General features: G+C 62.0%; 12 protein-coding genes. 8 read left to right on the top strand and 4 right to left on the bottom strand.

The window, feature by feature from the left end:
- The first annotated feature begins 162 nt into the window (after positions 1–162).
- The 4 genes from Q7P63_09575 (at position 163) to gndA (ending at position 3,586) form a co-directional block, all read left to right on the top strand.
- The gene (locus Q7P63_09575) at positions 163–633 is read left to right on the top strand and encodes a DUF1854 domain-containing protein (protein MDP0500336.1); all 471 of its coding nucleotides are present in this window, start codon (positions 163–165) and stop codon (positions 631–633) included.
- A 740-nt stretch (positions 634–1,373) separates the two neighbouring features.
- A complete protein-coding gene (locus Q7P63_09570) occupies positions 1,374–1,625 on the top strand; it encodes a CopG family transcriptional regulator (protein MDP0500335.1) in 252 nt (83 codons plus the stop codon).
- A complete protein-coding gene (locus Q7P63_09565) occupies positions 1,618–2,037 on the top strand; it encodes a PIN domain-containing protein (protein MDP0500334.1) in 420 nt (139 codons plus the stop codon). Before Q7P63_09570 ends, Q7P63_09565 begins: the two co-directional genes overlap by 8 nt.
- 43 nt (positions 2,038–2,080) lie before the next feature.
- Entirely contained in the window at positions 2,081–3,586 is a 1,506-nt protein-coding gene (gndA, locus tag Q7P63_09560; protein ID MDP0500333.1) for an NADP-dependent phosphogluconate dehydrogenase, read from the top strand.
- A 31-nt stretch (positions 3,587–3,617) separates the two neighbouring features.
- Here gndA and Q7P63_09555 read toward each other — a convergent pair whose 3' ends face one another.
- Together Q7P63_09555 and Q7P63_09550 are read right to left on the bottom strand one after the other, a co-directional pair.
- The gene (locus Q7P63_09555; protein MDP0500332.1) at positions 3,618–3,866 is read right to left on the bottom strand and encodes a hypothetical protein; all 249 of its coding nucleotides are present in this window, start codon (positions 3,864–3,866) and stop codon (positions 3,618–3,620) included.
- A gap of 14 nt (positions 3,867–3,880) precedes the next feature.
- Positions 3,881–4,801: a cupin domain-containing protein gene (locus Q7P63_09550; protein ID MDP0500331.1), complete on the bottom strand. Its 921-nt coding sequence runs from the start codon at positions 4,799–4,801 to the stop codon at positions 3,881–3,883.
- A 65-nt stretch (positions 4,802–4,866) separates the two neighbouring features.
- Between Q7P63_09550 and purB the strand changes: the two genes are divergently transcribed.
- From purB to Q7P63_09535, 3 genes are all read left to right on the top strand, one after another.
- Positions 4,867–6,309 carry an adenylosuccinate lyase gene (gene purB / locus Q7P63_09545; protein ID MDP0500330.1) on the top strand — a complete coding sequence of 481 codons (1,443 nt, stop codon included), beginning with the start codon at positions 4,867–4,869 and terminating at the stop codon, positions 6,307–6,309.
- Positions 6,310–6,499: 190 nt separating this feature from the next.
- The gene (locus Q7P63_09540) at positions 6,500–7,075 is read left to right on the top strand and encodes a PEP-CTERM sorting domain-containing protein (protein ID MDP0500329.1); all 576 of its coding nucleotides are present in this window, start codon (positions 6,500–6,502) and stop codon (positions 7,073–7,075) included.
- 95 nt (positions 7,076–7,170) lie between these two features.
- The gene (locus Q7P63_09535) at positions 7,171–7,725 is read left to right on the top strand and encodes a PEP-CTERM sorting domain-containing protein (GenBank protein MDP0500328.1); all 555 of its coding nucleotides are present in this window, start codon (positions 7,171–7,173) and stop codon (positions 7,723–7,725) included.
- Positions 7,726–7,789: 64 nt separating this feature from the next.
- Here Q7P63_09535 and gmk read toward each other — a convergent pair whose 3' ends face one another.
- Positions 7,790–8,380 (bottom strand): guanylate kinase, encoded by a 591-nt coding sequence (gene gmk, locus Q7P63_09530; protein MDP0500327.1) that lies wholly within the window; start codon positions 8,378–8,380, stop codon positions 7,790–7,792.
- A gap of 131 nt (positions 8,381–8,511) precedes the next feature.
- The gene (locus tag Q7P63_09525; protein ID MDP0500326.1) at positions 8,512–11,382 is read right to left on the bottom strand and encodes a DNA translocase FtsK; all 2,871 of its coding nucleotides are present in this window, start codon (positions 11,380–11,382) and stop codon (positions 8,512–8,514) included.
- Between the two features lie 120 nt (positions 11,383–11,502).
- Here Q7P63_09525 and Q7P63_09520 point away from each other — a divergent pair, with 120 nt between their 5' ends.
- A complete protein-coding gene (locus Q7P63_09520; protein ID MDP0500325.1) occupies positions 11,503–12,465 on the top strand; it encodes a class I mannose-6-phosphate isomerase in 963 nt (320 codons plus the stop codon).
- Positions 12,466–12,492: the final 27 nt, after the last annotated feature.

The following is a 12,492-nucleotide window of genomic DNA, read 5'->3' as shown; positions in this document are numbered from 1 at the left end:
AAAGAATAAAAAGGAGTTCTTCAGAAAAAGGTTTAACAGAAGACCGCAAAGAGCACAAAGAAAGCAAATAGGAGTGAGGCCAATTTACCGTCTTGGCGCTCTTTGTGTTCTTCTGTTTAAAACTCCTTTCACTCCCCAAACTCCTGTTCCAATAAATTTCTTATGACGAAGACGGAACAACCTCACCTCAAGCTCGCGGACGACGGCCGCCTGCTCCTGCAGCAAGGGGAGCAGTGGATCAGTGTGCGCTTGCGACCATGCTTCCCGTGGTCGCGGGCGGGGGAGTTCCTGTCGTTACGCGATGAAGACGACAAGGAACTGGCGCTGGTCGAGAAACTGAGTCACCTCGACCGCGAGAGCTGCGAGGCCGTCAAGAAAGCACTCGAACAGACGACGTTCGTCTTCTGCATTACCCGAGTAAGAAGCATCAGCCGCCGCTTCGAGCTGCGCCTCTGGAAGGTCGACACCAGGCAGGGGCCGCGCACCTTCACCACCAAGCTCGAAGACTGGCCCGAGCAGAAGCAAAACGGCCAGATCTTGATCCGCGACATCGCGGGCGACCTTTACGTCATCCCCGTGCTCACCGAGCTCGACGCCGCCTCACAGGACAAGCTGTGGGCCTATCTGGCCTAGGGACTCAGGCGGCATCGGGCGCGCTTGACCAACCAGACAGAAGCGACTTACATGCCGCCGTTGGGTTATTTTCCGTAGATACGGGAAACCCCCTGTTTATAGCAGGGGGCTCATAGATAACCCTAACGAAAGGAGGTCTGAAATGGAATATCTCACTATTCTATTTCTGATCCTGCTGGTGATCTATCTGATCATTAAGCAGTTGAAGGAGCAATAGGGCGAGAGCCCTTTAGCCTTCCGGGGAGCCGTGATGGAGCACGGTTCCTCGCCTTTCGTAGGGTTATCTTACTTGAAGGCCGCTCGGAGTCAAGTCCGTGCAGGCTTGACCGAATCTTCGCTAGCGGCTTACATGGGCACGTTGGGTTACTTTCCGTAAAGAAACGGAAAACCCCCTGCTGCTAACAGGGGGCTTCTCAGATAATCCCAACGAAAGGAGGTTGGAATGGAATACCTTATTGTTCTGTTCCTGATCCTGCTCGTGATCTTCCTGATTGTTTTGGCAGTCGGGTCGATCATCCGGCAGAAGGATGAATAAAGGGCAAAACCTATAGCATCCCGAGGGGCCGTTGGTCCGGCTCCTCGTCTTTCGTTGGGTTATCTTACTTGAAGCCCTCCCGGAGTCAAGTCTACGCCAGCCCCCCAGCGCCGGGTCATATTCTCAAGCGCCCCCTTTTTCCTTTCCCCGGTACTTGACTTGGCTGATTAGCTTGTCTTACCTCAGTGGCTCTTTCGTATTACCCATGCCTACGGTGAGCGTAAAACTGACGGACGAGGAGCTGAACCGGCTGGACCGGCTCTGTGCCGCGCGCTCGCTCACCAAGTCCGACATTATTCGCGAGCTGATCCGGCAGGCGCCGGAGGAAGAGGGTGCGGCGGAGCCGGGCTCGTTTTTCGAGGCGGCCCGCGACCTCTGCGGTATCCTGAACGACGAAGAGTCCCCTCTGGACCTCTCCAGCAACAAGAAGTGGTTCGACTCCTTCGGCCATGACTAGCGGGCAGATCATCGTCGACGAAGGCCCGCTGGTGGCCTTCCTTTACCGCCGCGACCATCACCATGCGTGGGTGCGCCGTCAGGCCCAGCACCTGCCGACCCCGTGGATCACCTGCGGCCCGGTGTTGACGGAGGCCGCACACCTGCTGGGGCAACTGCCTGGCGGGGTAGAGGCGCTCTTCAAGCTGCTGGAGCGCGGCCTGCTGGTGGTCGACTTCGACTTGATGCGCGAGCGGGAAGCCATTACGCAGTTAATGCGTAAATACGCCTCCCAGCCCATGTCGCTCGGTGACGCCTGCCTCGTGCGCATGAGCGAGCTCTTCCCGGAGGCCCGTGTGCTCACCTTCGACCACGATTTCACCGTTTACAAACGCCTCGGGCGCCGCGTCATCCCCATTGTCGCCCCGTTCTAGGCTCCAATCTTAGCACCTTCAAAACCTCGACTACCGACACAACATGCCCGAGAAACTCTCCGACATTGGCCTGATTGGCCTCGCCGTCATGGGCCAGAATCTGGCTCTGAACATCGCCGACCACGGCTTCCAGATCTCCGTCTACAACCGGACGACCTCCAAGATGGAAGAATTCGTGGCCGCGAACCCGAACACCCCCGGCGGCCTCGTCGGTTGCGCCGAGCTGAAGGAGTTCGTGCAGTCCCTCGCCAAGCCGCGCAAGATCATCATCCTCGTGCAGGCCGGTCGCCCGACCGACGCCGTGATCGACGGCCTCATCCCGCTGCTCGAAGAAGGTGACATCATCATCGACGGCGGCAACGCCAAGTGGAACGACACCATCCGCCGCGAAAAGGCCCTCACCGCCAAGAACCTGCGCTTCATCGGCAGCGGCGTGAGCGGTGGCGAAGAAGGTGCGCGTTTCGGCCCGAGCCTCATGCCCGGCGGCACCCCCGAAGCCTGGCAATACCTCAAGCCCATCTGGGAAGCCGTCGCCGCCAAGGTCGACGCCAAGACCGGCAAGCCCCTCGAAGGCGCCGAGCCCGGCAAGCCCGTGGTGGGCGGCGTGCCCTGCACCGCCTACATCGGCCCCGATGGCGCCGGCCACTACGTCAAGATGGTGCACAACGGCATCGAGTATGGCGACATGCAGATGATCTGCGAAGCCTACGACCTGCTGCACCGCGTGCTGGGCCTCGCCCCGGCCGAAATCGGCAAGATCTTCGCTAAGTGGAACGAAGGCGCGCTCGACAGCTTCCTGATCGAAATCACTGCCGACATCCTCCAGCAAGCCGACCCGGTGACCGGCAAGCCCTTCGTCGACGTGGTGCTCGACACCGCTGGCCAAAAGGGCACCGGCAAGTGGACCTCCGTCAACGCCCTCGACCTGGGCGTGCCGGCCCCGACCGTCGCCGAAGCCGTCTTTGCCCGCTGCCTCAGCGCGATCAAGGAAGAGCGTGTGGCCGCCGAGAAGGTGCTCCCCGCCGCCGCCCCCTACAAGTACGAGGGCAGCAAGGAAGACTTCATCCAGGCCGTCATGGACGCGCTGTATTGCTCCAAGATCTGCTCCTACGCCCAAGGCTTTGCCCTGATGGCCGAGGCGCAAAAGGAAGCCGGCTGGAAGCTCAACTTCGGCGAAATCGCCCAGATCTGGCGCGGCGGTTGCATCATCCGTGCCCGCTTCCTCCAAAAGATCACCGAAGCTTTCGAGCGCGACGGCGACCTCGCCAACCTGTTCCTCGACCCCTACTTCAAGGACGCCATCGCCGAAGGCCAGGCCAACTGGCGCAAGATGGTGGCCATCGCCTCGACCGCTGGCATCAGCATCCCCTGCTTCTCCAGCGCGCTCAGCTACTACGACGGCTACCGCAGCGCCCGGCTGCCGCAAAACCTGCTTCAGGCCCAGCGCGACTACTTCGGCGCCCACACCTACGAGCGCGTCGACCAGCCCCGCGGCAAGTTCTACCACATCGACTGGCCCAAGAGCGACCGCCCGCAAATCGAAGCGTAAGCTTCATTTACAGGTATCGTTTCGATCCATTTCAGCCGGGAGTGCACACGCGCTCCCGGTTTTTTTTGTGACGGTAAGTTGGCCACGGATGAAACGCGGATTTGCGCGGATGAAGGGGACGCATGGGGATGATCTCGCGCGAAGGCGCAAAGCCGCCAAGAATGCCCTGGATCCGATCTATCCTTAAATCATCAGAAACACGCTTTCGAGTGTAGATAAACTCTTTGCGGCTTTGCGCCTTCGCGTGAGGAAAAATCATCCGCGCAAATCCGTGTTTCATCTGCGGCTAAAAGATCATCTCCAACAGTCATTCGTAATCGAAAGAGTATCCTGGAATCTCAGGCGGACAAGGGGCGCTCCTGCAAGGTAATGCTCTGACTGGATCCGAGAGGCCTTAAAAGGAATCAGAGGCTTGCCTACGAGGTGGTAATGAGAACCGGAATTATCTGCTTGGTAAACATAGAATCCTTTCTTTACATCGTTTAGGATCCCCGGCGGATAGTCCCCGGGAAGGGCTTCTATCGCAGTATAGGGTTGCAGATCATCAAGCAGATAATCCATGAAGGCCTGGTAGGCCTCTGGGCTAAACGCGAGTTTTACACTCTCCGGAACTAACTCTATGTAATCGTTGGGAAAGAGCACCGCCAGACAATCGCTTTCATCCACTCCGAGCCAGCTAAAGTCGACCTTCTTGAAATATTCGACGAAGGAAGGATTTAACTCCACTCGCGTCAGTGCCTTGATCGCATCGGCCCAGGCGGGGTAGGCGCGGAGCAGGCCTTCGCGGTGGCCGGGCTCGTAGGCATCATATTCGAAGGCCGGGATGACGGCGTTGGAGAAGACGGACCAGCCATCGTCGCCCGTACCCACCGGGCGGCCGCCCATCCAGGTGCCGGCGGGCACTTGCAGTTGCGGGCGTTGGCCGGCGGCGAGGTCGGGCCCGAGGATTGCCTTTTCGCCCTCGCCGTTGGGGTGGAGCAGTAACAGCTCGATGGGGCTGCCGGCGTGGTAAAACCACAGCTCGTCGCACTTCAGGCGGTGCAGGGCGGAGAAATCTTGCGTGGTGACGAGCCCGTAGATGGTCGAGTAATGGGCGGTGCGGCAGCCGGGGGCGAACCACGCGCCCTCGTGCGGGATCGGTTGCAACTGGAGCTGGCGGGCCCAGCGCTGGGCGGCTGCTGGCAGCGTGGCGTAGTCGGGGGCGGCCGAAGGCATGGCGAATGACCTTAGCGGCCACCTTGGAACTTGCCAAGCGTCGCGACACGCCAAGACTGCCACGCATGGCTGATCCGAATGCTGCCGACCGTATTCCCAATGTGCTCGCCGAGCGCTATGCTTCTACTTCCATGCGCGACATCTGGTCGCCGCGCGGCAAGATCGTGCTCGAGCGCGAATTCTGGATCGCCGTGCTCAAGGCGCAGCGCTCCCTCGGGCTCGAAATCTCCGCCGAAGCGATCGACCTCTACGAGCGCGTGAAGCACCAGGTGGACTTGCCCGCGATCGAGGCCCGCGAGCGTGTGACGCGTCACGACGTGAAGGCCCGCATCGAGGCATTCAACGGCTTGGCAGGCGTCCAGCACATCCACAAGGGCATGACTTCGCGCGACTTGACGGAAAACGTCGAGCAGCTGCAGGTCTACCGCTCGCTGGAAGTGATCCGCGGCAAGGTCGTGGCGGCCCTGAACAAGCTGAGCCAGCGTGCGGACGAGTGGAAGCAGCTCGTCTTTACCGCACGCACGCACAACGTCGCGGCCCAGCCGACCACTTTCGGCAAGCGCATCGCCATGTTTGGCGAAGAGATGCTGCTCGCCTTCCGCCATCTGGAGTCGCTGACCGCCACCTACCCGGCGCGCGGCCTCAAGGGCGCCGTGGGCACCCAGCTCGACCAGCTTTCGCTGTTCGCCAACGACGCGCAGCAGGTCACGGATCTCGAAAACCGCATCTTCGAGCACCTCGGCATGCCGGCGCACTTCACCAACGTCGGCCAGGTCTACCCGCGCAGCCTCGATTTCGAGGTGGTGAGCACGCTCAATCAGCTCGCCGCCGCCCCCAGCAGCCTCGCCAAGACCCTGCGCCTGATGGCCGGGCACGAGCTGGCGAGCGAGGGCTTTGCCAAGGGCCAGGTGGGCTCCAGCGCCATGCCGCACAAGATGAACGCCCGCAGTTGCGAGCGTATCAACGGTTTTGCCAACATCCTCAAGGGCTACCTCACGATGGCCAGTGGCCTCGCGGGCGACCAGTGGAACGAGGGCGACGTCTCCTGCAGCGTCGTGCGCCGCGTGATGCTGCCCGACGCCTTCTTTGCCATCGACGGCCTGCTGGAGACCTTCCTCACGGTGCTCAACCAGATGGAAGTCTACCCGGCAGTGATCGAACGCGAAAAGGCCTACTACCTGCCCTTCCTCGCCACGACCACCTTCATGATGGAGGCGGTGAAGCGCGGGGCCGGTCGCGAGACCGCGCACGAGGCGATCAAGGAGCACGCGGTGGCGACCGTCAACGACCTGCGCGGCGGCCAGACGAGCCACAACGACTTGCTCGACCGCCTTGCCGCCGACGAGCGCCTCGGCCTCAGCCGTCCGCAGCTCCAAAGCATCCTCGACCGCGCCGCCAGCCTCGTGGGCATGGCCGAAGCGCAAGTCCAGGCCTTCAGCGAAGCCGTCGGGCAGATTGCAGAACAATACCCCGACGCCGCGAAATACGAGCCGGGCGCGATCTTGTAAAAACGCGAGGATCGTTCAGCTTTTCCAAGGCCGTGGGTGACAACACCTACGGCTTTTGTTTTCTCAGTTGGTAAACGTTATGGCGGGCTGAATCACGCCTTGAGGGGTAATTTTTTGCTTAAGTGGAGTTAACCCCTTGCCGAAGGGGTGGGTAGGTATCTCGACCTTCTCAACTTCAACTTAACGACACATGCGATTCTTCTCCCTTCTTACTCTGCTTGCCGCAACTTCCTGGGCCCACGGGGCGGTCAACATCACCGCTTACGAATCTCTGGACGATGTCGTCTTTACGCTTTCGGGCAGTGTGGACACTGCGGGGCTTAGCCTCGTCGATACGTATTCGCTTCACGGCAACCTCACGCCTTCTTTTGCCTCATTCATCAATTCCCCCGGCACTGATTTGACGCCTATGTTGGTGTTCGTCGGTATCACCTCTGCCCCGATGGATTTTGGCAGCGGCGCTTCTACGACGTTTGATACGAGTGAAGGTTCCCTTTTCGGCATCGATGCGACGTCCATCTTCCTCCCGGTGGGCTATGTGTCCGGCGCCTCTCTGTCGAGCACCTTCAAGATCGAGAATGCTACCTTCGAATCCCTGGGGATGGACGCGGGCGTCTACACCTATAACTGGGGCAGCGGTGTCAATGCCGATCTGGCCACGCTGACGATTGGCGGTACTCCCGCCGTGCCGGAACCGACGACGTACGCCCTGCTGGGTGGCGTGGCGGCCTTCGGCTTTGCCGCATGGCGCCGCCGGCGCGCGTAAACGGCGAAGGAGCGAGAGAAGAGTGTAGACAGGGTTAGGGCTTCTGGTATGGAGGATTTCTCCACCTAATCATGAGGCACTCTATCTCTCTTCTTTTGGCGGCGTTGCTCTCGCCTGCCGCGCACGCGATCATCTACTTCAATGCGCAGGAGGTCGATGGCGACATCCTGCTCGTAGGCTCCGGCAGCATCGACCTTACGGGGGCGGTATCTTCCGGCAGCTCGCCGAGCAGCGTTTCCGGCGTCATTTACCCGGACTGGGGTTGGCTGATTTTGGGACCAGCCACGTTGTTCGATTATTACACGGTGGTGAGTGGTCCTTCCTTCGGTGCCGGTAGCGTGATCGCCAACCCTTATGGCACAGGCGATCACTTTGGGATTATGCTCGATTCGAACCGGCTGGTGGTGCCCGTCGGTTACACTTCCGGCGCTCCGCTCTCCGGCTCGACGACTTTTCCCGACGCTGCGTTTGCCGATATCGGCCTCAGCGAAGGCGTCTACACCTGGACCTTCGGCTCCGGCGAAAACACGGATTCGATCATCTTGACGGTGGGCAATCCTGCCCCGGTCGTACCCGAGCCCACAACCTATGCCCTGCTGGGTGGCGTGGCTGCCCTCGGCTTTGCCGCGTGGCGCCGCCGTCGCGCGTAAAGGTCGGTTTTGCAGCAGCCTTTGCCTGAACGCCTGTCCCGTCTTGGGGCAGGTTTTTTCATGCCTACTCCAGACCTTTGGCCCGGTGGTAGAATTGCAGGAGCCGGTTGAAGTCGTCTTCACGGCTCTGGCTTTCGATCACGTAGTCGAACTCGGCCGCGCGGGGGATTTCCTCTTCGGCGGTCTTGAGGCGGCGGGCGAGGGTTTCCGGGTTTTCGCTGCCCCGGCCTTGCAGGCGGTCGCGCAACTGGCTGAGGCTGCTGGGGCGGACGAAGATGGAGACGAGGCGTTCGGACAGGTAGGGCTCGCTCTGGGCGGCCTCACGGAAGGTGGCGGCGCCCTGCACGTCGATATTGAGCAGCAGGTCGACATCCGACCGCAGCTTGTCGACGAGGTGGCGCTTCTGGCTGCCGTAAAGGTTGCCGTGAATCTCGGCCCATTCGAGGAACTCGCCCGCCTCGACGCGCTTCTGGAAGGTCTCGCGCTCCAGGAAGTGGTAGTCGAGCCCGTTGATTTCGCCTTCGCGGGGCGCACGCGTAGTGGTGGTGACGATGCGCTCCACCTGGTCAGGGTAGTACCCGAGCAAGGCTTCGCAGAGCGTCGTCTTGCCCGAACCGGCGGGCCCGGAAATGATCAGGATGATGGTACGCGGCATCCCCCCATTCAAGGGAACCTGCGCCGCGCCACAACCTGAAAGCGCGACATGAGCACATCGTGGAAGGCTGCTGCCGCATCGTTTGGACAAAAAAGAACCCCTCCGCTGGGGTGGGGGAGGGGGTGCTTCGTCTAATCGACGTCGAAAAGGATTTCGCGACCGACGGGCGGTCCGTTGTCGGGGCCCACGTAGCCTTTCTCTTCCAGCTCGTCCATGATGCGGGCGGCTCGGGTATAGCCGATCTTGAGGCGACGCTGGAGCATGGAGGTGGAGGCCTTTTTCTCGGCCTTGATCACGCCGAGGGCCTTGTTGGTGAGGTTGTCGCCAAAGTCGCCGTCTTCCTCGTCGTCGCCACCTTCTTCGTCCGGGGCTTCCACCTGGCGCTGGAAGGCTTCGTCGAACTCCGGCTCGCCGTTCTCCTGCTTGATCCACTCCACGATGCCGTTGATCTCGTCGTCGCCCACGAAGGCGCCTTGCGAGCGCAGCAGGTCGGCGCTACCGGGCGGCAGGAAGAGCATGTCGCCTTTGCCGATGAGGTGGTCGGCGCCGCCGGTGTCGAGAATGGTGCGGCTGTCGACCTTCGAGGCCACCTTGAACGCGATCCGGCTCGGCAGGTTGGCCTTGATCACACCCGTAATGACGTTCACCGACGGGCGCTGCGTGGCGAGGATCAGGTGGATGCCGGCGGCACGGGCGAGCTGGGCGAGTCGGGCGATGCCGGTCTCGATGTCGGCCGGGGCCACCATCATGAGGTCGGCCAGCTCGTCGACGATGCAGACGATGTAGGGCAGCTTTTCGGGCAGCTCGCCACCGTCTTCAAAGTCCAGCTCGCGGCGCACGGAGATGTCGCGGTTGGAGAGGGCCGCACGCTCTTCGGGGCTCATGGCGGCGTCCATCTCGGCCGCACGCGCTTCGGCCTCCTTGCGCTCGGCCTTGTCCTTCGCCATCTTGCCGTTAAAGCCGGCGATGTTACGCACGCCGATGCTGGCAAACATCTGGTAGCGGCGTTCCATCTCGCCGAGAAGGTATTTGAGCGCGTTGGGCACCTTCTTCGGGTCGGTCACGACCGGGATGAGCATGTGCGGCAGGCTGTTGTAGACCTGCATTTCCACGATCTTGGGGTCGACCATCACAAACTTGAGGTCGTCCGGCGTGGCGCGATAAAGCAGCGAGGTGATGATCGCGTTGATACACACCGTCTTGCCCGAGCCGGTGGAGCCGGCGATGAGCAAGTGAGGCATCTTGGTCAGGTCTGCGATCAGGGGCTTGCCGCTGACTTCCTTGCCGAGCGCGATCGGGATCTCCGCCTTGGTCTTGGCCCAGTCTTCGCTGTCGAGGATGTCGCGGATGAAGACGGCCTGCGGGTTCTTGTTGGGCACTTCGACGCCCACGCAGCCCTTGCCGGGCACGGGGGCGAGAATGCGGACCGACAGGGCCTTGAGGTTGAGCGCAAGGTTCTTGTCCAGGCTCTGGATCTTCTCCACGCGTACGCCCGGGGCCGGGTGCACGTCGTAGCGGGTGATCACGGGGCCGGCGTGCACCTCGCCCAGCTCTACCTTCACGTTGAACTCGTCGAGGGTCTGCTTGAGAGCGTCGGCCGTGGTGCGGTGAAATTCGGTGTCGCCGCTGTTATCGGTCTCAGTCGGCTCGGTCAACAGGTCGCGCGGCGGGAAGCGGTAGTCGCCCTTGCGGTCGGGCAGCGGCTCGCTGGCGCGGCGGGTGCGCTCGCTGGCGATGATGCGCAGGCTGTCCGCCGGCGGTTCTTCGATGGCGGCAGGCGGGGGCGGCACGGAGGGGTTCCAGTCGTTACCGGTCTGCGGGCTCTCCATCGGGGGCAGGGTGCGGCGGCGCACGGGCGGCTCGGGCTCGACCGGCTCGTCGAGGGCTTCCAGCGCGCGCTCGGGATCCATCGAGCGGGGGTCGAGCTCGCGGTCGAGGGTGTCGTCAAAAGGCGTCAGGGCGTCGTCGAACTCGTCCATTGGCGTCTCCGGCTCGGAGGCGACGGGGGAGGCTTCGGCCTTGGGCGCTTCCTTCTTCTTTCGCCCGAAGAGCCCGCGCTTTTCCTCTGGCTCCGGCTCTGGAATGTCGGTCACGCCGTTGAGCTTGCCGGTCTTGGCCTGCAGGCGCTCCAGCGCGTCGTCCTTGAGGGGGCTGAAGCCGCCGGTGTTGACGGGCGCGACCACCTTTTCCTTCTCCACCTTGGCCGGCTTTTCGCGCGGGGCCGGGGTGGAGGCGGCGGCGACGGCTTTCTCGGCCTGCTTTTCGCTGGCGCGCAGCTTCTTCTTTTCCTGGGCCAGCTCGGCCTTCAGCTCCTTGATGCGGCCTTTTTCCTTCTTCAGGCGCTCCTTGGCCTGCTTCTTTTCCTGAGCGCGCTGGCGGCTCTTGGCTTCACGCTCAGCCCACCAGGCAGACATCCCCTTGAAGCTGGAGCTGCCCAAGTCTTTGAAAACGTTGTCGTAAAACAGGTTGAAGCTGAGGAAGACCGTGAATACGCCGAAGACGACGAGCGTGCCCACCATGCCCAGAAAGTCGCGCAGGAAGTCTTGGTACAGGGCGCTGCCGGTGATCCCGCCCAAGCCAGAGGGAAAGGTGTTGTGATCGAAGTCGTGCCAGACTTCCTCCTGCTGCACCGCGGCAAAAACGCTCATGCAGACGGCAAAGACCGGCATGCTGAAGCCCTTGGGCAGGTTGATCACGTAGCCTTGCCCGCGGAAAAACAGATACGAGAGCCACAGCGAAAAGGCCGGCACGCACCACCCCGCCAGGCCCACCAGCATGTAGGCATAGTAGACGAGGTTGACGCCAAAGGCGCCGACGAGGTTGGTCTCCGCGCTGCGGGTATCGAACTGCCGGGGCAGTTGCGCGGGGTTATAGTCCACGAAGGCCACGAGGGCCAAAAGCGCGAAAATCAGGAAGACGACGCCCACCAGCGGGCGAGGACGCGCGCCACGGGGCTTGAACTTGGGCGAAGGCTTCGCCTTGTCCTTTCCTTTGGATGCCATTGCGAATACAGTAAACAGCAAAGGATGCGCTGGCGAGGCTGGTTTGACAAGGGCAGATTGGCAGCTACGCTCCAGAGTCCTGTTTCATCTCTCTCATCCGGCTATCGGAAACTCCTGACCATGAATTTTCTACTCTTCAATCCTATCTACCAGGAGCGTGTGTGGGGCAGCCGCCGCTTCGAGACCGCGCTCGGGCGCAACTTACCCGCAGGTGTCATCGGCGAAAGCTGGGAGATCGTGGACCGCCCCGAGGCCAATTCCGAAGTGGCCAGCGGCGCTTTCTCCGGCCAGACGCTGCGTCAGCTGATCGAAGAGCAGCCGCAGGATATCATGGGGCCCGGCTGGAAGGCCGAGCAACCCTTCCCCATCCTCGTCAAGTGGCTCGACTGCGCCGAGCGCCTCAGTCTGCAGGTGCACCCCCCGGCCAGCGTGGCCGATGAGCTGAAGGGCGAGCCCAAGACCGAAAACTGGTACGTCGTGGCGACCGAGGGCGACAGCGCGGTGCTCGCCGGCCTCAACCCGGGCGTGACGCGCGAACAGTTTGAGGACGCGCTGAAAAAGGACGAGCTGGAGCCCCTCGTCTGCCGCCTCAAGACCGAGCCTGGTGACGCCCTCTTTGTGCCCAGCGGCCGCCTGCACGCCATCGACGGCGGCAACCTGATCCTCGAGATCCAGCAAAACAGCGACACCACCTACCGCGTTTACGACTGGGGCCGCGTGGGGCTCGACGGCAAGCCCCGCCAGCTCCACGTCGAGCAAAGCATGCGCTCGATCGACTTTAACGACTTTTCGCCGACCCTCACCAAGCCCCAGGGTAAGGTGACGAAGCTCGTCCAGGCCAAGGAATTCCACCTCGACCGTATCGAGCTGGACGGCGGCGACAACCTGGCCTTTGCCGCCGGGGACGAGCCGCGCATCATCAGCGTCGTCAGCGGCCGCCTGCACGACGAGACGAGCGAAATGGCCCTCAACGCGGGCGACAATGCGCTCTTGCCCTACGCGGGTAAATTCTCCTTTGTGGCGGAGGAATCCGCCGTCGTGCTCATCACGCACCGTTTTGCCGGCTCCGCCGCTCAAGCGTAACTGGCCCCTCTCTCTCGACTACCCGCA

It is taken from the genome of Verrucomicrobiota bacterium JB022, assembly GCA_030673845.1.
In the GTDB taxonomy this organism is placed as follows: Bacteria; Verrucomicrobiota; Verrucomicrobiia; order Opitutales; family Oceanipulchritudinaceae; genus WOUP01.
This window is presented reverse-complemented; position numbering and strand designations above follow the sequence as displayed.